Origin of the sequence: Microbacterium sp. MYb72, assembly GCF_002979415.1 — a bacterium.
Classification (GTDB): Bacteria; Actinomycetota; Actinomycetes; order Actinomycetales; family Microbacteriaceae; genus Microbacterium; species Microbacterium natoriense.
In genome coordinates, this window is sequence record NZ_PCOT01000024.1 from 39343 (window position 1) to 62865 (window position 23523).

The following is a 23523-nucleotide window of genomic DNA, read 5'->3' on the forward strand; positions in this document are numbered from 1 at the left end:
CAGCTCTGGACCGGGTGTTGCAGGGAGGGGGACGGGAGGCTACTGCTTGACGCTTCCCGCGGTGAGACCTGACTGCCAGAAACGCTGCAGCAGCAGGAAGGCGATGACGATCGGGACGATCGTGAGCAGGGAGCCCATGATCACGAGGTTGTAGATGGGCTGGGAGCCCGCGCCGATCGCCTGGGAGCTCCACTGGTTGAGGCCGACGGTGAGCGGATACCAGGCGGGGTCGGAGAGCATGATCAGGGGCAGGAAGTAGTTGTTCCAGGTCGCGACGACCGTGAACAGCGCGACCGTCACGATGCCCGGCGCCAGCAGGCGCAGCGAGATCGTGAAGAAGGTGCGGAACTCCCCGGCGCCGTCGATGCGCGCCGCCTCCAGCAGTTCGGTCGGCACCGACTCCGAGGCGAAGACCCAGATGAGGTAGAGGCCGAACGGGCTGATCAGGGAGGGGATGATCACGGCCCACGGCGTGTTCGTGAGCCCGAGCTCGCTGAACAGCAGGAAGGTCGGCACCGCGAGGGCCGTGCCGGGAACGGCGACCGCGCCGAGCACGACGGCGAACACGGCACGGCGGCCGGGGAAGCGGTACTTGGCGAGACCGTATCCCGCCATCGTCGCGAGCAGCGTCGCGCCGCCCGCCCCCACCACGACGTACAGCAGCGTGTTGCCGAGCCAGCGCAGGAAGATGCCGTCGCGGTACGTGAAGGTCGCCGCCAGGTTGTCGAAGAAGGCGAAGTCGTCGGCGAACCACAGCCCGAAGGAGCTGAAGAGGCCCGACTGGGTCTTGGTGGAGCTGAAGAGCAGCCAGACCAGGGGGATGATCGTGTACAGGCCGTACACGATCATCACGATGAGGAGCGTGTTGGACTTGCGCGGGTTCAGGGGGTCGTTCCGACGAGTCCGCGGGCGGGCGAGGGGGAGAGCCATGTCAGCGCACCTCCGACTTCGAGCCGCGCAGTTGCACGACGTAGGCGATGACGGCGGTGATGACGCCCATGATGATGGCGATCGTCGCCGCGTAGTTGAACTGCTGCCCGGCGAAGGACAGGTTGTACGCGTACATGTTGGGCGTGTAGTACGTGGTGATCACGTTCGGCGCGAGCGGCCGCAGGATGTTGGGCTCATTGAAGAGCTGGAAGCTGCCGATGATCGAGAAGATCGTCGCGATGACGACCGCCCCGCGCACGGAGGGGATCTTGATGGAGAAGATCGTGCGCCAGGCGCCGGCCCCGTCGAGGGAGGCGGCCTCGTACATGTCGGTGGGGATGGTCTTCAGCGAGGAGTAGAAGATCAGCATGTTGTAGCCCACGAACTCCCAGGTCACGATGTTGCCGATCGAGGCCAGCATCCACTCCTTCGCGAACGGCGTGAGCGCATCGAATCCGAGGAGGTCGTTGACGTTGCCGGCGAGGCCGAACTGGTCGCCGTAGATGTAGCCCCACATGAGGACGGCGACGACGGCGGGCACGGCGTAAGGCAGGAAGATCAGGATGCGGAAGAAGGATGCTCCCCGCAGTCGCGCGCTGTCGAGGGCGAGCGCCGCGCCGAGCGCCAGCGCGAGCATGATCGGCACCTGCACAACGAGGAACAGCAGGACACGGCCGAACGCCTCCCAGAACTGCGGGTCAGTGAGCGCTCGCACGTAGTTGTCCAGGCCGACGAAGGCCGTGCCGCCGATGAGCTTCTCCTGGAAGAAGCTCAGGTAGAGCGCGTAGGCGAGCGGCGTGAGGAACACCAGGGCGAAGACGACCATGAAGGGGCCGACGAACGCCCAGCCGTTCCAATTGCGCTTCTCGCGGCGGGGGATGCTCAGCGCACCTCGTGCCGCGGTGATTTCTGTCGTCATCGACGAGACCTTCTCTGATTCGGGCGTCGGGTGCGCCATGTGTCAACGTCAACATATGCGATGGACTGTTAGTGTGTCAACGTCAACACATGAATGGATGTGATCGTGTCCTCAGCAGAAACGGCAGAGTCGCCGCATCGGCGCCGTGAACCTTCCATGGAGGACGTCGCCCGCGAGGCCGGAGTGTCCGGTCAGACCGTCTCGCGCGTCGTCAACGCGCGCGGCTACGTCGGCGCGGCGACCAGAGAGCGCGTGGAGGCGGCAATGCAGCGCCTCGGATACCGGCCGAACAGCGCAGCGCGCGCACTGCGGTCGGGCAGATTCCGCACCATCGGCGTCGTGATGTTCTCGTTCAGCTCGTACGGCAACCAGCGCACGCTCGACGCGATCGCGGTGCGCGCCGCCCAGCTCGGATACGCGCTCACCCTCATCCCGGTCGAGTCCAGCGCGCGCGACACCGTCGCCGGCGCCTTCCGTCGCCTGGAGGAGCACGCCGTCGACGGCATCATCATCGTCATCGAGGCCCACCAGCTCGACGAGGCCGACGTGGAGATCCCCGATGCGCTGCCCGTCGTGTTCGTCGACTCGAACCGCACGGTCGAGCATCCCTTCGTCGACACCGATCAGGCTCAGGGCGCACGCCTGGCCACCGAGCATCTCCTCGACCTCGGGCACGACACGGTCTGGCATGTCGCGGGTCCGGAGAGGTCCTACTCCGCAGAGCGCCGACGGGAGGCCTGGCAGGCGACCCTCGAATCGCGCGGACTCCACGTCCCCGGCGCCCTGGTCGGCGACTGGAGCGCGCAGTCCGGCTACGCGGCGGGTCTCCGCCTCCGAGAGGTCGACGGAGTCACCGCGGTCTTCGCGGCGAACGACCAGATGGCGATCGGCGTGCTGCGGGCTTTCCGCGAGATCGGCCGCGACGTGCCGGGCGACGTCAGCATCGTCGGGTTCGACGGGCTGCCGGACGCCGCGCAGCTGTGGCCTCCGCTGACGACCGTGCAGCAGCATCCGGAGCGCGTCGGGGCGCTCGCCGTCGACGCCCTCCTCGCGGAGCTCGACAGCGGAGAGCGACGGCACACTCCGCTCGTCGGCACCGAGCTCGTGGTTCGGGGCAGCACGGCGCCCCCGCGGAGGCACTAGGCCCCTGCGTCGAGCCGCGCGGACTTGCCGTGCAGAACTCCGGAAAAGTCTCGGCTATCCGGAGCACAGCGCCCGTTCACGCCTGGAGCTCGGGCCCGATCTCCGGAGTTCTGGCGGGCGGGGCGGAGCGCCCGCTCCGGATGCCGCGGGTTACGCCGTCGGGGGTCAGCGCCAGATGGCCGCGATGCCGGCGTTGACGGCGGTCAGGATGCCGACGAGCCAGAACGCGGCGGGGGCGATGGCGTCGCCGCGCTTCTGGCGGGCCGTGCCGATGCCGAGCAGGGCTCCGATGATCAGCAGGATGACCAGCTTGGTGCCGATCTTCACGTAGTTCATCTCGGCGCCCTCCGGCAGACCCCACGGCGCCGCGAGTGCGAGACCGGCGATCGCGGCGATCGTCATTCCGACGCTCATCAGCCGTGTGAACTCGCGCGTGCCGCCGAACGCCTGCACAGCCCAGGAGCCGAAGAGCACGGCGAATCCGATGAGGTGGACGAACAGGACGATGTGGCGCAGGATCTCCATGCGCTCACCGTACGCCGGAACCGGTATTCCGCGCCAGATAGGCGACCCTCAGTGCTCACGCCTTCGAGCGCGACTGCGGGGTCGTCCGTTGTGCGACGAGGTCGCGCGCTCGGTCCGATCGCGCGACCCGTCGCCCGTCAGCCCCGCAGCTCCCTGATGAGGAGCGCGGTGCGCAGCGCGGCATCCGCGGCCTCTGCGCCCTTGTCCTCCTTGGAGCCCTCGAGGCCGGCACGGTCGAGACCCTGCTGCTCGTCGTCGAGGGTCAGCACGCCGAAGCCGACCGGCTTGCCCGCGTCGAGCGACACCCGGGTGAGGCCGTCGGTCGTGGCCGCCGAGACGTACTCGAAGTGCGGGGTGCCGCCGCGGATGATCACGCCGAGCGCGACCACCGCATCCGCCCCGCCGGCGAACGCCGCCTGCGCGGCCACCGCGAGCTCGAACGAACCGGGCACGCGCACCAGGCGATGCGTCGCCTGCGCCTCGTTCAGGACGCGCTCCGCTCCGGCGATCAGGCCGTTCGTGATGGTGTCGTGCCAGGTGCCGGCGATGATGACGACGTCGAGTCCCCGCCCGTCGATGCTCCCGGCCTGGGGTGCGCCTGCGCCGCTCATTCGTCGTCCTTTCCGTCGGCGAGAGCCTCTGCGAGCTCCGCCTCTCCGATGATGTGACCCATCCGGTCACGCTTGGTCTCGAGGTACTGGTGGTTGTTCGGCCCGACGCCGACGATCAGCGGCACCTGCTCCACGACGTCGAGCCCGAGCTCGCGCAGCTGGTTGACCTTGTCGGTGTTGTTCGTGAGCAGGCGCACCTTCGACACTCCGAGATCGGCGAGGATGCCGGCCGCCGCCGCGTATTCGCGGGCGTCTGCGGGGAGGCCGAGGGCGAGGTTCGCGTCGACCGTGTCGAGCCCCTCCTCCTGCAGGCTGTACGCCCGGAGCTTGTTGATGAGCCCGATGCCCCGTCCCTCGTGACCGCGCATGTAGATGACGATGCCGCCCTCCTGCTCGATCGCGTCGAGCGCCGCGTCCAGCTGAGGCCCGCACTCGCACTTCAGCGAGCCGAACGCCTCGCCCGTGAGGCACTCGGAATGCACGCGCACCAGCGCGGTCTCGGTCGGCTCTCCCGAGACGACCGCGATGTGGTCGGTGCCGCTGACCCTGTCCTTGTACGCGAGGAAGCGGAACGTGCCGTGCGAGGTCGGAACCGTCGCATCGGCCCTCAGGCTCACCCTCCTGCCGGGGGAGGCGACGGCGCCGTCGGGGTCGATCTCGTTGAGGTGCGCGATCAGCTGCTCGATCGTGATGACGGGGACGCCGTCGCGCTCGCCGAGCTCGAGGAGGCCGGGCATCCGCATCATGCTGCCGTCTTCGGCGACGACCTCGGCGATCGCGCCGACCGGACGCAGCCCCGCCAGCTTCATGAGCTCGACGGCCGCCTCGGTGTGGCCGCTGCGTTCGCGCACGCCGCCGTCGACCGCGCGGAGCGGCAGCACGTGACCGGGGCGGATCAGATCGCCCGCGGTCGACGAGGGGTTCGCCAGCACGTTCAGGGTGTGCGCGCGGTCGTGCGCGCTGATGCCGGTGGTGACGCCGGACGCGGCATCCACGCTGACCGTGTACGCGGTCGAGCGCGCGTCCTCGCTGGTGGCGACCATGGGCTGCAGGTTCAGGCTGTCGGCGAGATCGGTGGGCATGGGCGCGCAGATGAACCCCGACGACCAGCGCACGGTCCAGGCGACCCACTCGGGTGTCGCGAGCTCGGCGGAGAGGATGACGTCGCCCTCGTTCTCGCGGTTCTCGTCGTCGGCGACCAGCACCGGCCGGCCGGCGCGGAGCGCGTCGAGCGCTTCGGGGATGGTGGACAGGCTCATCGCGAGCCTCCTTCCTGTGCGACGCCGAGCTCGCGGAAGGCGAGCAGACGTTCGACGTGTCGGGCGAGGACGTCGGTCTCGAGGTTGACGCGGTCGCCGACCGCGCGCGCGCCCAGCGTGGTGGCGGCGAGGGTCTCCGGGATGAGGGAGACCTCGAACCACGCGTCGGTCTCGGACGGGGCGCTCACGGCGCTCACCGTCAGCGACGTGCCGTCGACCGAGATGGAGCCCTTGTCCACGACCAGCGGGGCGAGGTCGGCGGGGAGGCTGATCCGCAGCACGCTCCACTGCGCGCCGGGGCGCACCTGCAGCACGGCTCCCGTGCCGTCGACGTGGCCCTGCACGATGTGGCCGCCGAGGCGGGCACCCACGGGCATCGCCTTCTCGATGTTGACGCGGGTGCCCACGGTCGCGCCGCCGATGGCCGCCACATCGAGGGTCTGCTTCATCACGTCGGTGTCGAAGGTGTCGGCGGTCGAGCCCACCACGGTCAGGCAGACGCCGGACACCGCGATCGACTCGCCGTGCACCGCATCCGCTGCGGCCTTCGGAGCGCGCACCGTGAGCCGCCAGCCGTCGCCCGCTGGCGCGATGGCGGTGATCTCGCCGATCTCCTCGATGATTCCGGTGAACATCAGGCAGCTCCTTCGTCGTGAGCGTCGGTCGCGGTCGCCGGGTGAGCGATCGCGAGCAGGTCGGTTCCGAGCGGCAGCCACTCGTCGATGTCGAGGCGCACGGCCGCGTCGATCGACGGCACGCCGATGTCGGTGAGGGCGAGGCGCCGGCCGCCGAGCAGCACCGGGGCCACGTACGCGAGCACCCGGTCGGCGAGACCCGCGGCGATGAAAGCGCTCGCGAGAGTCGGGCCGCCCTCGACGAACACGCTCTGGACTCCGCGTGCGTGCAGATCGGCGACGACGGCCCGCAGGTCTCGGGTGTCGTAGAAGACGGGGGAGTGCGGATGCCGGCGCACCGCGGCGTCGTCAGGGGTCGGCCTCGAGCCGATCACGACGGGGACAGGCTGGTGCGGATGCAGTGCATCGCCGTCACGGGCGGTGAGCGCGGGGTCGTCAGCGAGCACGGTGCCGGTGCCGACGACGATGGCGTCGGCCGCCGCGCGCCGTCGATGCACGTCGGCGCGCGCCGCGGGCCCCGTGATCCACTGGCTGGAGCCGTCGTCCGCTGCGGCGCGTCCGTCGAGGCTCTGCGCCCACTTCACGGTGATGTGCGGTCGCCCGAGGCGCTGCGCGGTGAGCCAGCCGTCGATCAGGGCGTGCGCGGCATCCGCCTGCTCGCCGGACTCGACGTGGACGCCGGCGTTCCGCAGTCGTTCTGCGCCTCCGCCCGAGACCGCGCCGGGGTCGTCGAGGGCGTACACCACGCGGGCGACGCCGGCGTCGATCAGGGCGAGGGCACACGGGCCGGTGCGGCCGGTGTGATTGCACGGCTCGAGGGTGACCACGGCCGTCGCTCCACGGGCGGCGCCCGGCGCGAGCTTCGAGAGCGCATCGACCTCCGCGTGCGGGGTGCCGGCGCCATGGTGCCAGCCCTCGGCGAGGACGTCGCCGTCGGGGGAGAGGATGACGGCGCCCACCTGCGGGTTCACGCCCCGCGGCCCCTGCGCTGCGAGTTCGAGCGCGCGACCCATCGCGCGGCGCTCAGCCTCGGTCACTGCCATCCGTCGTCCTCCTCTGAGGCTCCGGGGGATGCAGAACGCGCGCGCGAGCGCGCCGTGCTGCCTCCCTTCCGGACTAGCGAGATGACTCTCGCATCACCGTCGGTTCCGGATTTCCACCGGATCGGCATCCCGGTGGAACCGAGACGCTCGCGGACTGTCACCGCCGGTTCGGATTCACACCGACCCCGGAGCACGTTGATGCTCTGAGTGTACTCAACGCGTCTGACAGAGATTCATTCCGCGACATGAAAGGGAACGCGGTGCTACTTGAGCAGCCTCGACAGGCGGCGATCGGCGAGCGGCTTGCCGCCCGTCTGACACCTCGGGCAGTACTCCATCGAGCGATCGGCGAAGAACACGCTCCGCACGATGTCGCCGCACACGGGGCAGGCCTCCCCGCGGCGGGCGTGCACCTGCATGCCGCGGCGCTTGGCATCCTTCAGATCGGCGGGGGGCTTGCCGGAGGCCGCGGTCACCGCATCCGTCAGCGTCGCGTGCGTCGCGGCAAACAGCCGGTCGATCTCGTCGTCGTCGAGCTTCGCGGAGATCGCGTACGGAGACATGCGCGCGGCGTGCAGGATCTCGTCGGAGTAGGCGTTGCCGATGCCGGCGATCACGGCCTGATCGCGCAGGAGGCCCTTGATCTGCATCCGCTTCCCCGCGAGCAGGCCGGCGAAGACCTCGCGGGTGAACGACGGGTCCAGTGGATCTGGGCCGAGCCGGGCGATGCCGGGGACGTCCTGCGGATCCCGCACGACGTAGACCGCGAGCGACTTCTTGGTGCCGGCCTCGGTGAGATCGAACCCGCTGCCGTCGTCGAGGGCGATGCGCAGCGCGATGGGCGACTTGCCCGGCTTGATCAGCGTGGTGGGGAGGGTGTCGTACCAGCGCAGCCACCCGGCCTTGGCGAGGTGGAATGCGAGGTGCAGGTCGTCGCGGCACGTCAGCACGACGAACTTGCCGTGGCGGGACGCCGCCGTGATCTCCGCGCCCTGGAGTGCGTGGATGGGCGGATCGTAGGTCTTCAGCGCCGAGATCGCCGCCACCGTGGCGCGGGTGATGGTGCGCCCGACGGCGCGCTCGGCGAGGAACGTCGTCAGTCCCTGGACCTCGGGCATCTCCGGCATGGACTCATCCTGACACCGGCATCTGACATCCGGCTAGGGGCGACGCTCAGACGGCGCTCAGCAGCAGGCGGATGCTGGCGGCGCGGAGGTGCTCGACGGCATCCAGGTCTCCGCGCAGGTAGGCGATGAGCGCGTTGAGGAAGATCCCGTCGAACAGCGCGTAGGCCGACGACGGATCGACGACGGGCGCGCGTCCCTCGAGTTCGGAGAAGCGCTGGACGACGGCCCACACCATGTCGCTGAGCAGCGCGTCGATCGCGATGATGGTGTCGCGGAAGCCGGCGTCGAACAGGGCCTGATTGCGCAGGTCGTACCAGAGCCGGTGCATGTCGGCTTCGTCGCGCAGCGTGGAGGCCATCTCTGCGCCGAAACGCTCGGCGAGTTCGGCTCCGCTCCTCGACGACTCGACGATGGGGTCGTAGCGCCGTGCGCACTCCGACTTGTACTGCCAGATCGCCTGGCCGATCAGATCGTCCTTGTCCTCGAAGTAGTAGTGCAGCAGCCCGTGCGACAGCTCGCTCTGGGCGGCCACGTCGCGCAGGCCGGTGCGGGCGAATCCGCGCTCGGCGATGGCCGTCAGTGCGGCATCCGCCAGCTCGCGTCGACGCGCGGCGAACTTGTCGGTACCCGCCCGCTCCGCGCGCACAGCCGCATCGCCCATCACGCCTCCTCCGGTCTCGGTGAAGCGATCATACGCCCTGCGGAGGGCGCCGATCGGCAGTTTTGGGCAGATGTCCAGATTTTCCTTGTCAAGTGTCCAAATCTCTGATCTGCTGTCCCCATCGCTTTCAACGACGAAAGGAACGGATCGACATGACCACTGATCTCACGGGGACGCGTGCCCTGATCACCGGCGGCGCGAGAGGGCTGGGACTGCGCACGGCGCAGGTCCTCGCCGAGAGGGGAGCAGCCGTCGTCCTCGCCGACGTCGACGAGTCGGCCGGCACGGCAGCCGCCGCGGCGCTCACGGCAGACGGACGTCAGGCGACGTTCGTGGCCCTCGACGTGACCGATGACGCCTCCTGGAGCGCCGCCACGGCGCAGGCGCTGGACGCCCTCGGCGGACTCGATGCCCTCGTGAACAACGCGGGCATCGAGATCTCCGACCTCTTCGTCGATCTCGACCCCGCCAACATGCGCAGGATCCTCGACGTGAACGTCCTGGGCACGGCGCTCGGCATCAAGCACGCCTTCCGCAGCATGCGCCAGGACGACGGCTCGGGAGCGGGCGGCGCGATCGTGAACATCGCCTCGGTGGCGGCGACCATCGCCTTCCCCGGCATCGCGGCGTACTCGGCATCCAAGTCCGCCGTCGAGCGGCTCACCAAGGTCGCCGCCGCGGAGTCGGGCCGTCTCGGCTACGGCGTGCGCGTGAACACCGTCTGCCCAGGGCTCGTCCCCAACGCGATGGGCGCGCAGCTGGCCGGGGACATGGAACGGCTGGGGCTGTTCCCCTCGGCGCAGGACGCCGTGACCGCCGTGGTCGGCCTGACGCCATCGGGGCGCCTCGCGACGGAGGACGACATCGCCGCGGGGATCGCGTTCCTGCTCTCCTCGGACTCGGCATTCGTCAACGGGACGACGCTGTCGATCGACGGCGCGATGGGGATGTGAGGAGAACACCATGAGCACGGACAAGCCCGTCGTCGTCTACGGCGTCAGCGGATACACAGGCCGGTTGATCTGCGAGTACCTGCGCGAACTCGGGGTGCCCTTCGTGGCCGCGGGGCGTGACGCAGAACGCGTCCGCGAGGTCGTGGAGAAGATCCCGGGGATCGAGACGGCCGACTACGAGATCGTCGGCGTCGAGAACGACGCCGCAGCGCTGGCGGAGGCATTCGACGGCGCCACGGTGATCTGCAACACGGTGGGACCGTTCATCAAGTTCGGCCCGGAGGTCGTCGAGGCCGCCCTGCAGATCGGGGCGCACTACACCGACACCACCGGCGAACAGGACTGGGTGATGGCCGCGCGCGACAGATGGGGTGCGCAGTTCGCCGCGGAGGGGCTGCTGCTGTCTCCCGGCATCGCGCACATGTACACGACGAGCGAGATCGCGGCCAACATCGCCCTCGAGCCCGGGGGATACGACACCCTCGACATCCTCGTGTTCTGGAAGGGGCTGCCGACCTTCGCGTCGACGCAGACCATCTTCACGATCCTCAAGGCCGACTGGTACTACCTCGAGCAGAACCAGCTCGTCGCGTGGGACCACCTCTCGAAGTTCGACGTGACGGTGCCCGGCTACCACGAGCAGGCCGTCGCGGTGCCGTGGGGCGGGATGTCGCATCCGATCTGGTTCCAGCACGACCCGCGGGTGTCCAGCGTCCGCTCCTTCGGCGGCGTGCTCAACCGCGCCGTGATGGAGAACGTCGGACTGACGGTGCAGATGTTCGAGGAGCAGATCAAGCCGCTCGAGCCGGAGGCGCAGGAGAAGGCGCTGGCCGACATCGCCGCGGGCCTCCAGGCGAGCATGCCGCCGCGTGAGAACCCGCGTTACAACAGGTCGGTCGACTCGGTGCACGCGTCCGGTCCGCTCGGTCGGTCGCACGTGGTGATCCACGGCAACAGCAACTACAAGCAGACCGGACTGCTGCAGGCCTTCGCCGCGTTCTCGCTGATCCAGGAGGCGCCCCGCCGGGTGGGATTCGCCTCGGCGTGCCAGGCGTTCGGGCACCACGAGCTGCTGGGGCAGCTCCGCGCCTTCGGCCTCGTCGCCGAACCCGTGGTCACCCGGGTGTGACCACCCCACAGGGGCGCCGCGCCTCCCCGGCGCGGCGCCCCGCCGCAGGCACCTCGATCCCTCTGGAGCACTCATGCACTTCGCCGCACTGCCCGCCGTCCGCGCCGCCGAGGCCCCGGCGGCGCCCAGCCTGCGCGACGACGCCGTCGAGCTCAGCAACGCCGACCTCCTCGCCAGGGTCGAGGCCGCGGCCGGAGCGCTGCACGCGCGCGGTGTTCGCGCCGGCAGCGTCATCGCCCTGGCGCTGCCCAACCGGGTCGAGCTGATCGTCGCGCTGTTCGCCGCGTGGCGACTGGGAGCGGCGGTCACGCCGATCAATCCGGTCCTCGGGCAGACGGAGGCGGCGTATCAGGTCGCGGATGCCGGCGCGGTGCTGGTCGTCGCGGAAGAGGGCACGCGCGATCTCGGCGCACCCTCCGTCCTCCTCGACGAGCTCGCAGCGGGGGACCGCGTCCTCGGGGATCCTCTGACGACGATCGACGATCTCGCGCTCCTCATCTACACGAGCGGAACGACCGGGAGCCCGAAGGGCGTCATGCTCACCCACGCCAACCTCGACGCGATGACCGCGTCGTTCGTGGAGTGGTTCGAGCTCGGAGCCGCTGATCACAGCCTCCTCGTGCTCCCGCTGTTCCACGCGAACGGCATCGTGCTCGGCACGCTGACCCCGCTGCGCGCAGGGGGCCAGGTCAGCATCACCGGGCGCTTCTCACGCGACAGGTTCTTCGCCGATGTCGAGCGGCTGCGCCCCACCTACTTCTCCGCGGTGCCGGCGATCTACGCGCTGCTCTCCTCTCTGCCCGACGACGTGCGGCCGGACACCTCGTCGCTGCGCTTCGCCGTGTGCGGTGCGGCGCCGATGCCGGCCGAATCGATCGAGCGCTTCGAGAAGCGGTTCGACGTCACGATCGTGGAGGGCTACGGGCTCTCCGAGACGACCTGCGCCTCGACCATCAATCCGCTGCACGGAACCCGCAAGCCCGGAACCGTCGGTCTCCCGCTGCCCGGCCAGCGCGTCGCCGTGATCGGAGAGGACGGCCGGCACCTGGCGTCGGGCGAGGTCGGCGAGGTGGTGATCTCCGGCCCCGTCGTCATGGCCGGGTACCTGGGGCGTCCCGAGGAGACCGAGCGGACCGTGGTGGACGGATGGCTGCGCACCGGCGACCTCGGCCGGTTCGATGAGGACGGCTACCTGCAGATCGTCGACCGCATCAAGGACATGATCATCCGCGGGGGAGAGAACCTCTATCCCAAGGAGATCGAGAACGCGCTCTACACGCATCCGGACGTGCGGGAGGCCGCCGTCGTCGGCGCCCCGGATCCCGTGCTGGGCGAGATCCCCGTCGCCTTCGTGTCGCTCAGCGCGGACGCCGCGGCCGCACCCGACGAGCTCGACGCGCATGCGCGCAGCATCCTGGCGTCGTTCAAGTGCCCCGCTCGCATCATCGTCCTCGACGAGCTCCCCAAGAACCCGGTCGGCAAGATCGACAAGCCGGCGCTCCGCCGCGGACTGCGGGTCGCGTCGTGAGCATCGTCGTCGCCGGCGTCGGGATGATCCCGTTCGTCACGCCCTCGCGCACCGCGTCGTACGACGTGATGGGGGAGCGGGCGATCCGGGAGGCGCTGGCGGATGCCGGCATCGGCCTCGATGCTGTCGACGCGGTGTACGCGGGGTACGTCTACGCCGACACGGCGGCCGGACAGACGGCCGTCTACGGGGTGGGGACGACGGGGGTCCCCGTGTTCAACGTCAACAACTACTGCGCGAGCGGATCGAGCGCGCTGTGGCTGGGACGCCAGGCGATCCTCTCCGGCACGGCCGACTGCGTGCTCGTCGTGGGGTTCGAGCAGATGGCCCGGGGCGCGATCGGCAGCATGTACGACGACCGCCCGGACTCGCTGTGGCGGTTCACCGAGTCGCGGGTGGCGCATCGCGGCGCCTCCGATGCGCCACCTGCCGCGCAGTTCTTCGGCGACGCCGGGGCGGCGTACGCGGAGAGGTACGCGATGGATCCCGCCGTCTTCGCGCACGTCACGGTCAAGTCCCGTCGGCACGCCGCCGCGAACCCCTACGCCGTGTTCCGCGATCCGATCACGGTGGAGGAGGTGCTCGCCTCACCGCACGTGTACGGGCCTCTCACGCGGCTGCAGTGCTGCCCGCCGACCTGTGGTGCGGCCGCAGCGGTGCTCTGCACCGAGGAGTTCGCGCGGGCGCACGGACTCGACGCCTCGGTGCGCATCCGAGCCCAGGCGATGACGAGCGACAGAGCCGACACGTTCGGCGGAGACGCGATGGCGCTCGTCGGTGCATCGATCGCGCAGCGCGCCGCGGATGCCGTCTACGAGGAGGCCGGCGTCGATCCACGCGACCTGCGGGTCGTGGAGCTGCACGACTGCTTCACGACGAACGAAGTGCTCGCCTACGAGGCGCTGCGCCTCACGCCCGAGGGCACGAGCGAGCGCTTCATCCTCGACGGGCAGAACACGTACGGCGGACAGGTCGTGACAAACCCCTCGGGTGGGCTGCTCTCGAAGGGTCATCCTCTCGGGGCGACCGGGCTCGCGCAGTGCGCAGAGCTGGTGTGGCAGCTCCGGGGCATGGCCGGTGACCGTCAGGTCGACGACGTCACTCTCGCGCTCCAGCACAACCTCGGCCTCGGCAGCGCGTGCGTCGTCACGCTGTACGAGCGGGTCTGACCGCGTGAGGGGTCAGCATCTGCCGGATGCGGGGGCGGTGATGCGGCATTCAGCGACCCCTCACGGCGGGCAGGGTCAGAGGATCGGCCAGGGCACGGGCGTGCGGTCGTCGGAGGGGAGGAGGCCGGCGGTCCAGCCGTCATCTCGCCCGCGCGGGCTGGTCAGGGCCTGGCGACGCAGGCCCTCGTAGCGGAACCCGAGCGCCCTCGCCGCACGTGCGGAGGGGATGTTGCCGACGACCGCCTGCCACTGGATGCGGGCGAGTCCGAGCTCGGCGAAACCCCACTCGACCACGGCGCGACCCGCCTCGACCAGATATCCGCGACCGCGGGCCTCCGGCGCCATCCAATAGCCGAGCTCGGCGTGCGCGCCGCCGACCTGCGGCGTGAATCCGTCGAGGCTGATGACGCCGAGGAACGTGTCGTCCGCCCGGATGCCCCACACGGCGCCCGTCTCCTCCGCCCAGCCGTCGGCGATCATCCGGATGAACCCGTCCGCGTGCTCGCGCGTGTACGGGCTCGGCACGGTCGTCCACCGCGGGATCTCCGGGTCCTGGCAGGCGCGGTCGATCGCCTCGGCATCCGACGGTGAAGGGGCACGCAACATCAGGCGTTCGGTCGTGAGAGTCACGGGTTCCATCACGCAAGAGTAGTGACGATGCCACTCAGCTGGCGCTCACACACCGATGAGGAACGACAGGCCGACGAGCCAGGACCAGCCGAGTACGACGGGTGTGAGGGGGAGGAGCGCTGCCAGCACGGCGAGTACGACCCCCGCGGTGCCCGGTAGCTGGCCGCGATGCGTGGACATGGCGATGATCCCGGTGGCCAGCGCGGCGACGCCTGCCACCGCGCCGATCGCGAAGGCGGAACCGTAGGCGGTGCCGATTCCCGACACAGTGAAGTCGAGTACCACGCATGCGGCGCCGAGGAGGAGCGCGAGGACGCCGAGGCCCAACGAGACGAACCCCAGTGCCGTCGATCTGAGCGCAGGCGGAGTGGATCGCCTGACCTGGGGGCGATCTGTGTGCGGCGCGGTCATGGTCACACAGTACTCACGGCGTTCGCGGCGCATCGGGGTCGGCCCGATGTCGGAGGCCCCGGTCTAAGCTTGTCCGGTGACTGTTCCGGGGATTCTGCGCGCCTTGGAAGAGGCGTCTCTGTATCGTGACGCCCTCAGCTGGGCGCAGACCGACGCCGATCTCGGCCTCGTCGACGGACTCGACGCCCCGGTGCTCGCCGGGCTGCTCGAGAAGCGTCGTGCGGCGGGCCAGACGGCGGCGGCGCTCGCCGTGGTGCCCACGGGGCGTCGTGCGGAGAGCCTGGCCGCCGCTCTCGGCGCCTACCTGCCGGACGCCGAGGTGCTCACCTTCCCCGCGTGGGAGACCCTGCCGCATGAGCGGCTGAGCCCCAGCCCCGACACGGTGGGCCAGCGCCTCCAGGCCCTTCGCCGCATCGCCGAGTGGACGGGGGATCACCCGCTGATCGTCGTCGCCTCCGTGCGCGCGGCACTCCAGCCGATCGCCGGCAACCTCGGCGAGATCGCCCCCCTCGAGCTCAGGATCGGCAGCAGGGGCAACGAGCTCGACACGGTCGCCGAGCAGCTCGTCGAGCGCGCCTACTCGCGCGTCGACATGGTGTCGCGCCGAGGCGAGTTCGCCGTGCGCGGCGGCATCCTCGACGTGTTCCCGCCGATCTCCGAGCATCCGTACCGCGTCGAGTTCTTCGGCGACGAGATCGACCAGATCCGCGCGTTCTCCGTCGCCGACCAGCGCTCGCTGCCGGGAGACGTCGATCTCGTCGACCTGCAGCCGAGCCGAGAGCTCCTCCTCACGCAGGACGTGCGCGACAACGCGCGTGCGCTCAAGGATGCGTTCCCCGCCATCGCGGGCATGCTCGAGAAGATGGCCGAGGGCATCCCTGTCGAGGGCATGGAGTCGCTGCTGCCGGCTGTCGCGGGTCCGCTCAAGTCGCTGGTCGAGTACCTGCCGGAGGGCAGTGTGACGGCGATCATCGACCCGGAGCGCTCGACCGCACGCGCGATCACGCTCGGCGACACCAACCGCGAGTTCCTCGATGCCGCGTGGAGCGCGGCGACCTCGGGCGCCTCCGCCCCCATCGACCTGGGCGCGGGCGACTTCCTCACCATCGCCGAGCTCCGCGAGGTCGTGCGCGACCGCGGCGGCGTCCTGTGGCGGCTGAGCCCGTTCTCGATCGGCGACGCCGACGTCGACACCGCGGATGCCGTGGTGATCCCGTCCTTCCACGGCAACGTCGACGGCGCGATCTCCTTCGTCGACGCCCGGGTCTCGGAGGGGTGGCGCGTGGTCGTCATCGCGACCGGCGCCGGTCTCGTCGACCGCGCGCGCGACGTGCTCTCCGACCGCGGCATCGCCGCCCGCGTCGTCGACTCCCTCACCGGCCTGCCTGACGGAGGGGTCGCGACCCTCGTCACGGGGTCGGTGGAGGCCGGGTTCCAGGTGCCGGAGGCGAAACTCGCCGTCCTCACGGACAACGAGTTCTACGGCCGCACCATCGGCGGCGACCAGCGCGTCGTCAAGAAGCTCGCCTCGCGGCGCAAGAACGTCGTCGATCCGCTGCAGCTCAAGCCGGGCGACTTCGTCGTGCACTCGACCCACGGCATCGGCCGCTTCGTGGAGATGACGCAGCGGGAGGTCTCCACCGGAGGCCGCAACGCCACGAAGTCGGTGCGCGACTACCTCGTGCTGGAGTACTCGCCGTCCAAGCGCGGCTACCCTGGCGACAAGCTCTTCGTCCCGACCGACCAGCTCGACTCGCTCTCGAAGTACGTCGGCGGCGAGGCCCCGACGCTGTCGAAGATGGGCGGCAGCGACTGGGCTGCGGCGAAGGGCAAGGCGCGCAAGGCCGTGCGCGACATCGCGGTCGAGCTCGTCAAGCTGTACTCGGCGCGTATGGGAGCCAAGGGGCACGCGTTCGGCCCCGACACGCCCTGGCAGCGTGAGCTGGAGGAGGCGTTCCCGTTCGCGGAGACTCCTGACCAGCTGCAGACGATCGACGAGATCAAGGCCGACATGGAGCGGCCCATCCCGATGGACCGGCTGCTGTCGGGCGACGTCGGCTTCGGCAAGACCGAGGTCGCGGTGCGTGCGGCGTTCAAGGCGATCCAGGACGGCAAGCAGGTCGCCATGCTCGTGCCGACGACCCTGCTGGTCAAGCAGCACCTGGAGACGTTCACCGAGCGCTTCGCCGGATTCCCGGTCAAGGTGCGTCCGCTGTCGCGCTTCCAGACCGACAAGGAGGCCCGGCTCACGCTCGACGGCCTCCTCGACGGCACCGTCGACATGGTCATCGGCACGCACCGCATCCTCACCGACCAGGTGATGTTCAAGGACCTCGGCCTGATGATCATCGACGAGGAGCAGCGCTTCGGCGTCGAGCACAAGGACGCGCTGAAGAAGATGAAGACGAACGTCGACATCCTCGCGATGAGCGCCACGCCGATCCCGCGCACGCTCGAGATGGCCGTCACCGGCATCCGCGAGATGTCCACTCTCGCGACGCCGCCCGAGGACCGGCATCCGATCCTCTCCTTCGTCGGACCCCGCAGCGACAAGCAGATGGCGGCCGCGATCCGCAGGGAGATCCTCCGTGAGGGCCAGGTGTTCTTCGTGCACAACCGGGTGCAGTCGATCCAGCGCGTCGCGGCGGAGCTCGCCGAGCTCGTGCCGGAGGCCCGCATCGCCGTGGCGCACGGCCAGATGGGGGAGCACCAGCTGGAGCAGGTCGTCGACGACTTCTGGGAGCGCAAGTTCGACGTGCTCGTCTCGACGACGATCATCGAGACCGGGCTCGACATCTCCAACGCCAACACGATCATCATCGACCGTGCCGACAAGTACGGTCTGAGCCAGCTGCACCAGCTCCGCGGACGGGTCGGCCGCGGCCGCGAGCGCGCCTACGCGTACTTCCTCTACGACGACATGAAGCCGCTGTCCGAGACGGCGGCAGACCGGCTGCAGACCATCGCCGTGAACAACGACCTCGGCTCCGGCATGCAGGTCGCCCTCAAGGACCTGGAGCTACGGGGCGCGGGCAACATGCTCGGCGCGGAGCAGGCCGGGCACATCGCGGGCGTCGGCTTCGACCTGTATCTGCGCATGATCGGCGAGGCCGTGTCCACGTTCCGCGGCGAGGAGGTCGAGAGCGGGCAGGAGCTGCGGCTCGAGCTCCCGCTCGACGCGCGGATCCCCGAGTTCTACATCGACAGCGAGCGACTGCGCCTGGAGGCGTATCAGAAGCTCTCGGCGGCTTCGGCCGCGACGGCGAAGGACGAGGCGATCGACCTCGTCATCGCCGAGCTCACCGACCGCTACGGAACTCTGCCCGAGGAGGTCGAGGGGCTGATCGCCATCGCCCGCCTGCGCCGTCGTGCCGCGAGGGCTGGGTTGACGGATGTCGTCACGATGGGGTCGAACCTGCGGATCGCCCCCGCGCGCTTCGAGGACTCGATCAAGGTGCGGATGCAGCGGCTCTACCCGAAGGCGAAGCTCGTCGGCGGGGGAGAGGCGCTGGTCGTGCCCATGCCGACCGTGCCCGCCGCCGTCGGCGTCGGCCTGGAGCCGCTCGCCGACAAGGCCCTGCTGGAGTGGGTGGCGCAGCTGTTCACCGCGCTCTTCCCCGAGCCGGTCGCGGCCGGTCAGCGGGACTGACGTGGGGCGGCTGAGCGTCAAGCGCGCGCTGCAGGTGCTGTCGACGGTGCTGGCGGCCGTCGCCGGGGCGCTCGTGCTCTTCCTGCCCAGCTACACCGTGGTTCGCACGGACTCCGCGGGGGACGAGAGCACCAGCACCCTGAGCATCTGGCAGTACAACGGTCCGATCATGCTGCTCGTCGTGGCGATCCCCGTCGTCATCGCGCTGATCCCCGCCCTGGTCCGCGGGAGGTGGTGGCCGGTCGTGAGTCTCGTCTCGGCGGGGCTGCTCCTCGGTGTCGCCTTCCTCGGCGCACCCACCGTGGGGTTCGCCTTCCTGCCCGCGGTCGTCGCCGCCGTCGTCGCGGCGATGATGCGGCCTCGCGTGGGGGCGTCGCGGGAGTAGCCGTCAGCCCGCCGATGTGACGCTGACCGGAAGGCTCCCGTCTGCCCGTGGCTGTCGACCTCGACCGCGAACCCCTCTCTCACCGACACCCCCGTCCGGGACCGGCGGAGCACAACTTCGGAGCAGGGGCGCGACACGCCGAGGACGAGCGGGATGCCGACGGGGTGTCGATCCGCCGCTCCGAAGCCGTGCTCGGGGGAGCGAGGTGAAACCCACCTGCCGCACCCCGGTTGCGGGGGAATCGTGCACGCCCGTCCGTCCGTCGCACTAGTCTGGCGGCATGTTGTACGAGCACCTCGGGGCTCGGCCCCGGATCCATGACACCGCCGTCGTCGCTCCCACAGCCGTGATCTCCGGAGACGTCGAGATCGGCCCGAACTGCCAAGTGCTGCACGGCGCCGTGATCACCGCGGAGGGCGGCCCGATCACGCTCGGCGAGCACGTGATCGTGATGGAGAACGCGCTCATCAGGGCGACCGCCGCGAACGCGGTGCACATCGGGGCGCACACCCTCGTCGGCACGCTCGCGAGCATCGCCGGCGCCACGGTCGGCGAGGAGGTCTTCCTCGCCTCGGGGGCCCGCATCTTCAACGGCGCGCTGATCGGCGACCGCTGCGAGGTGCGCGTCAACGCGATCGTGCACCGCAGGGCGGTCCTCCCCGCGGGCGCCGTCGTCCCGATCGGCTGGGTCGCGGTGGGCGATCCGGTCCAGCTGCTCTCGCCCGACCGCGAGGCGGAGATCGCCGCCGCCCAGCCCGAGCTGGACTTCCCCGGCCACGTGTTCGGGGTCGACCGCGACACCCCCGATCTCATGGTGCAGCTCACGGAGCGCTACGGCAGCTCCCTCGCGCGGCACGCCGACGACACCGAGGTCCGCGACGCATGAGCGCGGAACAGGGCGGAGGCCTGGTCAGGCCCGCCGTCACAGAGCAGGATGCCGCCACGATCGCGCGCGAGTGCTACGGCCTCGACGCGACGGCGAGCGAGCTCGGCAGCAATCAGGACCGCAACTTCGTGCTGACCGAGGCCGGAGGGGCGCGCAGCGTGCTCCGCGTCGACAACCCGGTCTTCGGCGACGAGGCGCGGGACGCGCAGCACGCGGCGCTGGACGCCTACCGTCGCGTCGGCGTCTCGGTGCCCGCCGTGCTGCCAGGGCTCGACGGCGAGCTCACGCAGCGCTGGCGGGGCTTCGCGGTGCGCCGCAGCGAGTTCGCCGCGGGCGAGCCGATGGTCGATGCGGGGTATTTCGCTCCGGTCGTGCTGGCCGAATTCGGGGCGCTGGCCGCGGCCTCCGTGACGGCGCTCTCCGCTCTCCGGCATCCCGGCCTCGACAGGGCGCACATGTGGGACATGCGCGTCGCCTATGCGGAGACCGTCGCGCTGGAGTCGTCGATCACCGACACGGAGCTCCGCGCCCGGGTCCGTACGGCCGCCGACGAGGCGCAGGCCGTCGTCGCCGAGCTCGGGCCCGCGCTCCCTGTGCAGCCGATCCACGGCGACCTCACCGACGACAACGTCACGGGGACCCGCGGCACGGATTCGCGCCTGCACCCGGGCACCGTCCTCGATCTCGGCGACCTCGCTCTCGGCTGGAGGGTCGCGGAGCTCGCCGTGTGCGCGTCGTCGATGCTGCATCACGAGCCGGACCGTCCGCTGCGGGTGCTCGACACGATCGCGGCGTTCCACGACCGTGCTCCGCTCACAGACGAAGAGGCGCGTGCCGTGTGGCCGCTCGTCGTGCTCCGTGCGTGCCTGCTCGTCGCCAGCGGGTGGCGTCAGCTCGAGATCGACGGAGACAACGACTACGCGAGGGAGCGCATCGCGGGTGAACAGGCGATCTTCGACGCCGCGACCCTCATCCCGCTGCGGGAGGTCGTGGAGCACGTGCGGGCGCGTCTGGGGTTCGATGCGCCGCGGTTCGAGGTGGTGACGGATGCGGCTCCGCTCGCGGCGCTGCTCCCCGAGCTCTCCGGCCCTGTGGCCGTGCTCGACCCCGGAGTGGAGTCGGCGGAGCTGGAGTCCGGACTCTGGCTCGATCCGGATGCCGAGGCCGCTCTCGCCGCCGCGGCGTTCGCATCGGGGGCGTCGGCCGCGGTGCTCCCGTACGGAGTGTTCCGCCTGACCCGCACCGAGATCGACACGGCGGATGCCGCCGCGACCTGGCCGGTCGAGACCGAGGTCCACGTCGCGGCCGGCGCGGAGCTCGCCCTCGCCGCGCCGCTCGGCGGCGAACTGAGTGTGCACGAGGGCGGGGCGTGGATCGTCCTCGATGGCGGATGGGTGCTCGGCATCCGAGGCGTGCGGATCGACGGGCTCGCCCCTCGGGAGGTGCGGGCGGGGGAGCGCATCGGCGCGCTCGCGGCCTCCGATGATGCGCGAACGATCGTGATCGGCGCGCGGCGCGAGGACGCGCCGGAGCCTCCAGCCGACGCCTCGGCGGGAGCCGCGCTCGTCGCTCCCGACCGCGTCGCGGCGTGGAGCCGTCTCACCGCCGACCCCGCCCCGTTGCTCGGCCTCGCGTCTCTCGTGCAGCACGACGAGTCCGCCGCCGAGCTGCGCCGCAGGGAACGACTGTTCGCCAGCGCGCAGGAACGCTATTACGAGCATCCTCCGCAGATCGAACGCGGATGGCGGCACCACCTGGTCGACACCACGGGCCGCGCCTACATCGACATGGTGAACAACGTGGCGGGCCTCGGGCACGGTCATCCGCGCGTCGCCGAGGCGGCGAACAGGCAGCTGCGCACGCTCGGCACGAACTCGCGCTTCCTGTTCCGCGAGCTCGCCGAGTACAGCGAGAGACTGCTCGCGCTCATGCCGCAGGGGAGCGAGCTCGACACGGTCCTGCTGGTGAACAGCGGGTCGGAAGCGGTCGACCTCGCCTTGCGCCTGGCTCAGGCCGCCACGGGTCGGCGGTCGATCGTGGCGCTGCGCGAGGCGTATCACGGCTGGACCATGGCCAGCGACGCCGTGACGACGAGCGCGTACGACAACCCGGATGCCGTCGGCACCCGCCCGGAGTGGGTGCACGTCGCCGACGTGCCGAACGTCTTCCGCGGCACCTACCGCGGCGACGGCACGACCGAACGCTACCTCGCGGATCTCGCCGCCGACATCGAGATGCTCGCCGCCGAGGGGAGAGACGTCGCGGGATTCCTGTGCGAGTCGATCCTCGGAAACGCGGGAGGGGTGCTCCTGCCGGACGGGTATCTGGCCGGCGCCTACGAGCTCGTCCGCGCCGCCGGCGGTCTGTGCATCGCCGATGAGGTGCAGGTCGGATTCGGCCGCACGGGTCGCCATTTCTGGGGGTTCGAACGCTCAGGAGCGCTCCCCGACATCGTCACGATCGCCAAGCCCATGGGCAACGGGTTCCCGATCGGCGGGGTGATCACCTCCGCCGCGATCGCCGACGCCCTGGCCGCGCAGGGGCAGTTCTTCTCCTCCGCCGGCGGCAGCACGCTGAGCTGTCGGGTCGGCATCGCCGTGCTCGACGCGATGGTCGAGGACGATCTGCAGCGCAACGCCCTGGAGATCGGGGAGCGGCTCGCCTCGGCGCTCAGCGACCTCGGCGACCGGCATCCGCTCGTCGGACCGGTGCACGGGGAGGGGCTCTATCTCGGGGTCGAGCTGGTCCGCGACCGGGAGACGATGGAGCCCGCCGCCGCGGAGGCCGCCGCGATCTGCGAGCGGCTCCGCGAGCTGGGCGTGATCGTGCTCACGACCTCGGAGCGCTCGAACGTCCTCAAGATCAAGCCGCCCCTGTGCCTGACCGCCGCGAGTGCCGACCATGTGGTCCGGATGCTGGACAGGGTGCTGCGCGAAGGCTGGTAGTCGCTGACCCACCCCTTCGAATCCCGTGCCGTTCCGTCATGTTAACTGCGTGTTTCGAATCAGTTCTGGGGGTCGCGCTGAGGAATGGATGGGTACATACTGATCCTCAACGTCGGACGACCCGGACTCCGACCCCTTGCGTTGTTCCCTAAGGAGTGAACATATGGCGACAAAGACCAAGCCGCTCGCCCAGGGCGGTGGCACCCTGAAGCGGAACCTCGGCCTGTGGGCGATCGTCGGACTCGGACTCGGCTACATGACGCCCACCGTCGTCTTCGACACGTTCGGAATGGTCGCCCGCGACACGAACGACGTGGTGCCCGCGGCGTACCTCGTCGCCCTCGTGGTGATGGTCTTCACGGCGATCAGCTACGGCAAGATCTCCAGTGCGATCCCGAGCGCCGGGTCGGCGTACACCTACGTGCGCGAATCGATCCACCCGAACCTCGGCTTCATGGTCGGCTGGACCTCGCTGATCGACTACGTCCTGCTGCCGATGGTGAACTGCCTCATCCTCCGCAGCTATCTCGAGGCGCTCTTCCCCGACATCCCGGGCTGGATCTGGGTCGTGCTCTACTGCATCCTGGTCACCTCGGTCATCTACATGACGATGCGCGGCACCTCGAACGCGAACATGATCCTGCTGGTGTTCTCGATCATCGTGATGGCCGTGTTCGTCGTGATGGTCGTCGCACAGCTGATGCGCGGTGAGGGCGCTGCCACCCTCGCCTCGGCCGCACCGTTCATCCACGACGGCGTCACGATGGGTGCGGTCCTCATGGGCGCCACGATCGTGTGCTTCTCGTTCATCGGCTTCGACGCGGTGACGATGTACGCGGAGGAGGCGAAGGATCCCAAGATCATGCCGAAGGCGATCCTGCTCACCGTGCTGCTCGGCGGTGCGATCTTCCTCGTCGCCTCGTACGTCACGCAGCTGCGCTTCCCCGACTGGAACGAGTTCGCCCCCGGTGGCGACATGCAGTAC

General features: G+C 70.1%; 22 protein-coding genes and 1 riboswitch. Of the genes, 11 read left to right on the forward strand and 11 right to left on the reverse strand.

The features are described from left to right. Positions 1–39: 39 nt before the first annotated feature. Together CQ047_RS13600 and CQ047_RS13605 are read right to left on the reverse strand one after the other, a co-directional pair. Positions 40–930, reverse strand: coding sequence for a carbohydrate ABC transporter permease (locus CQ047_RS13600; RefSeq protein ID WP_181155942.1), 891 nt, complete (start codon positions 928–930; stop codon positions 40–42). A 1-nt stretch (position 931) separates the two neighbouring features. After that, complete coding sequence (locus CQ047_RS13605) at positions 932–1849, reverse strand: carbohydrate ABC transporter permease (protein WP_105676186.1); 918 nt, start codon at positions 1847–1849, stop codon at positions 932–934. Positions 1850–2005: 156 nt separating this feature from the next. Between CQ047_RS13605 and CQ047_RS13610 the strand changes: the two genes are divergently transcribed. Further along, complete coding sequence (locus tag CQ047_RS13610) at positions 2006–2992, forward strand: LacI family DNA-binding transcriptional regulator (RefSeq protein WP_105676150.1); 987 nt, start codon at positions 2006–2008, stop codon at positions 2990–2992. 165 nt (positions 2993–3157) lie between these two features. On the opposite strand, the gene CQ047_RS13615 is transcribed toward CQ047_RS13610, so the two are convergent. The 7 genes from CQ047_RS13615 to CQ047_RS13645 form a co-directional block, all read right to left on the reverse strand. After that, on the reverse strand, positions 3158–3517 hold the full coding sequence (locus CQ047_RS13615) for a Fe-S protein (protein WP_105676152.1): 360 nt from the start codon (positions 3515–3517) through the stop codon (positions 3158–3160). 137 nt (positions 3518–3654) lie between these two features. Further along, positions 3655–4128, reverse strand: a complete 474-nt coding sequence (gene ribH, locus CQ047_RS13620) for a 6,7-dimethyl-8-ribityllumazine synthase (RefSeq protein WP_105676154.1) — start codon at positions 4126–4128, stop codon at positions 3655–3657. After that, positions 4125–5387, reverse strand: coding sequence for a GTP cyclohydrolase II (ribA, locus tag CQ047_RS13625; protein ID WP_105676156.1), 1263 nt, complete (start codon positions 5385–5387; stop codon positions 4125–4127). Before ribA ends, ribH begins: the two co-directional genes overlap by 4 nt. Then, positions 5384–6022, reverse strand: coding sequence for a riboflavin synthase (locus CQ047_RS13630; RefSeq protein ID WP_105676158.1), 639 nt, complete (start codon positions 6020–6022; stop codon positions 5384–5386). The genes ribA and CQ047_RS13630 overlap by 4 nt, the downstream gene beginning before the upstream one ends. Beyond that, on the reverse strand, positions 6022–7065 hold the full coding sequence (ribD, locus tag CQ047_RS13635; RefSeq protein ID WP_105676159.1) for a bifunctional diaminohydroxyphosphoribosylaminopyrimidine deaminase/5-amino-6-(5-phosphoribosylamino)uracil reductase RibD: 1044 nt from the start codon (positions 7063–7065) through the stop codon (positions 6022–6024). The genes CQ047_RS13630 and ribD overlap by 1 nt, the downstream gene beginning before the upstream one ends. A 52-nt stretch (positions 7066–7117) precedes the next feature. Next, positions 7118–7261, reverse strand: a riboswitch (FMN riboswitch). A 67-nt stretch (positions 7262–7328) separates the two neighbouring features. After that, a complete protein-coding gene (locus CQ047_RS13640) occupies positions 7329–8192 on the reverse strand; it encodes an Fpg/Nei family DNA glycosylase (RefSeq protein WP_105676161.1) in 864 nt (287 codons plus the stop codon). Between the two features lie 46 nt (positions 8193–8238). Next, positions 8239–8853 carry a TetR/AcrR family transcriptional regulator gene (locus tag CQ047_RS13645; RefSeq protein ID WP_105676163.1) on the reverse strand — a complete coding sequence of 205 codons (615 nt, stop codon included), beginning with the start codon at positions 8851–8853 and terminating at the stop codon, positions 8239–8241. Between the two features lie 152 nt (positions 8854–9005). Here CQ047_RS13645 and CQ047_RS13650 point away from each other — a divergent pair, with 152 nt between their 5' ends. The 4 genes from CQ047_RS13650 to CQ047_RS13665 all read left to right on the forward strand — a co-directional run bounded on the left by CQ047_RS13650 (position 9006) and on the right by CQ047_RS13665 (position 13632). Further along, the gene (locus CQ047_RS13650) at positions 9006–9806 is read left to right on the forward strand and encodes an SDR family NAD(P)-dependent oxidoreductase (RefSeq protein WP_105676165.1); all 801 of its coding nucleotides are present in this window, start codon (positions 9006–9008) and stop codon (positions 9804–9806) included. A 10-nt stretch (positions 9807–9816) separates the two neighbouring features. Beyond that, positions 9817–10935, forward strand: coding sequence for a DUF5938 domain-containing protein (locus tag CQ047_RS13655; protein ID WP_105676167.1), 1119 nt, complete (start codon positions 9817–9819; stop codon positions 10933–10935). 73 nt (positions 10936–11008) lie between these two features. Continuing rightward, the gene (locus CQ047_RS13660) at positions 11009–12463 is read left to right on the forward strand and encodes a class I adenylate-forming enzyme family protein (RefSeq protein WP_105676169.1); all 1455 of its coding nucleotides are present in this window, start codon (positions 11009–11011) and stop codon (positions 12461–12463) included. After that, on the forward strand, positions 12460–13632 hold the full coding sequence (locus CQ047_RS13665) for a lipid-transfer protein (protein WP_219844627.1): 1173 nt from the start codon (positions 12460–12462) through the stop codon (positions 13630–13632). Before CQ047_RS13660 ends, CQ047_RS13665 begins: the two co-directional genes overlap by 4 nt. A gap of 75 nt (positions 13633–13707) precedes the next feature. On the opposite strand, the gene CQ047_RS13670 is transcribed toward CQ047_RS13665, so the two are convergent. Further along, positions 13708–14271 carry a GNAT family N-acetyltransferase gene (locus CQ047_RS13670; RefSeq protein WP_105676171.1) on the reverse strand — a complete coding sequence of 188 codons (564 nt, stop codon included), beginning with the start codon at positions 14269–14271 and terminating at the stop codon, positions 13708–13710. 36 nt (positions 14272–14307) lie between these two features. After that, a complete protein-coding gene (locus CQ047_RS13675; RefSeq protein ID WP_146114353.1) occupies positions 14308–14673 on the reverse strand; it encodes a hypothetical protein in 366 nt (121 codons plus the stop codon). 76 nt (positions 14674–14749) lie between these two features. Between CQ047_RS13675 and mfd the strand changes: the two genes are divergently transcribed. The 6 genes from mfd to CQ047_RS13700 all read left to right on the forward strand — a co-directional run. After that, positions 14750–18322 carry a transcription-repair coupling factor gene (gene mfd / locus CQ047_RS13680; protein WP_181155943.1) on the forward strand — a complete coding sequence of 1191 codons (3573 nt, stop codon included), beginning with the start codon at positions 14750–14752 and terminating at the stop codon, positions 18320–18322. A gap of 1 nt (position 18323) precedes the next feature. Then, positions 18324–18707: a hypothetical protein gene (locus CQ047_RS13685; RefSeq protein ID WP_105676175.1), complete on the forward strand. Its 384-nt coding sequence runs from the start codon at positions 18324–18326 to the stop codon at positions 18705–18707. Positions 18708–18754: 47 nt separating this feature from the next. After that, positions 18755–18916 (forward strand): hypothetical protein, encoded by a 162-nt coding sequence (locus tag CQ047_RS18910; protein WP_181155944.1) that lies wholly within the window; start codon positions 18755–18757, stop codon positions 18914–18916. Between the two features lie 71 nt (positions 18917–18987). After that, on the forward strand, positions 18988–19593 hold the full coding sequence (locus CQ047_RS13690) for a gamma carbonic anhydrase family protein (protein ID WP_105676176.1): 606 nt from the start codon (positions 18988–18990) through the stop codon (positions 19591–19593). After that, positions 19590–22538 (forward strand): aminotransferase, encoded by a 2949-nt coding sequence (locus CQ047_RS13695; protein ID WP_105676178.1) that lies wholly within the window; start codon positions 19590–19592, stop codon positions 22536–22538. Before CQ047_RS13690 ends, CQ047_RS13695 begins: the two co-directional genes overlap by 4 nt. Positions 22539–22701: 163 nt before the next feature. After that, positions 22702–23523: APC family permease (locus CQ047_RS13700; protein WP_258132660.1), on the forward strand; the 822-nt coding region annotated here is incomplete at its 3' end.

Coding starts and splice junctions, on each gene's coding strand:
- CQ047_RS13600 (WP_181155942.1), bottom strand. CDS start 930: ATGGCTCTCCCCCTCGCCCGCCCGCGGACTCGTCGGAACGACCCCCTG.
- CQ047_RS13605 (WP_105676186.1), bottom strand. CDS start 1,849: ATGACGACAGAAATCACCGCGGCACGAGGTGCGCTGAGCATCCCCCGC.
- CQ047_RS13610 (WP_105676150.1), top strand. CDS start 2,006: ATGGAGGACGTCGCCCGCGAGGCCGGAGTGTCCGGTCAGACCGTCTCG.
- CQ047_RS13615 (WP_105676152.1), bottom strand. CDS start 3,517: ATGGAGATCCTGCGCCACATCGTCCTGTTCGTCCACCTCATCGGATTC.
- ribH (WP_105676154.1), bottom strand. CDS start 4,128: ATGAGCGGCGCAGGCGCACCCCAGGCCGGGAGCATCGACGGGCGGGGA.
- ribA (WP_105676156.1), bottom strand. CDS start 5,387: ATGAGCCTGTCCACCATCCCCGAAGCGCTCGACGCGCTCCGCGCCGGC.
- CQ047_RS13630 (WP_105676158.1), bottom strand. CDS start 6,022: ATGTTCACCGGAATCATCGAGGAGATCGGCGAGATCACCGCCATCGCG.
- ribD (WP_105676159.1), bottom strand. CDS start 7,065: ATGGCAGTGACCGAGGCTGAGCGCCGCGCGATGGGTCGCGCGCTCGAA.
- CQ047_RS13640 (WP_105676161.1), bottom strand. CDS start 8,192: ATGCCGGAGATGCCCGAGGTCCAGGGACTGACGACGTTCCTCGCCGAG.
- CQ047_RS13645 (WP_105676163.1), bottom strand. CDS start 8,853: ATGGGCGATGCGGCTGTGCGCGCGGAGCGGGCGGGTACCGACAAGTTC.
- CQ047_RS13650 (WP_105676165.1), top strand. CDS start 9,006: ATGACCACTGATCTCACGGGGACGCGTGCCCTGATCACCGGCGGCGCG.
- CQ047_RS13655 (WP_105676167.1), top strand. CDS start 9,817: ATGAGCACGGACAAGCCCGTCGTCGTCTACGGCGTCAGCGGATACACA.
- CQ047_RS13660 (WP_105676169.1), top strand. CDS start 11,009: ATGCACTTCGCCGCACTGCCCGCCGTCCGCGCCGCCGAGGCCCCGGCG.
- CQ047_RS13670 (WP_105676171.1), bottom strand. CDS start 14,271: ATGGAACCCGTGACTCTCACGACCGAACGCCTGATGTTGCGTGCCCCT.
- CQ047_RS13675 (WP_146114353.1), bottom strand. CDS start 14,673: ATGACCGCGCCGCACACAGATCGCCCCCAGGTCAGGCGATCCACTCCG.
- CQ047_RS13690 (WP_105676176.1), top strand. CDS start 18,988: ATGTTGTACGAGCACCTCGGGGCTCGGCCCCGGATCCATGACACCGCC.
- CQ047_RS13695 (WP_105676178.1), top strand. CDS start 19,590: ATGAGCGCGGAACAGGGCGGAGGCCTGGTCAGGCCCGCCGTCACAGAG.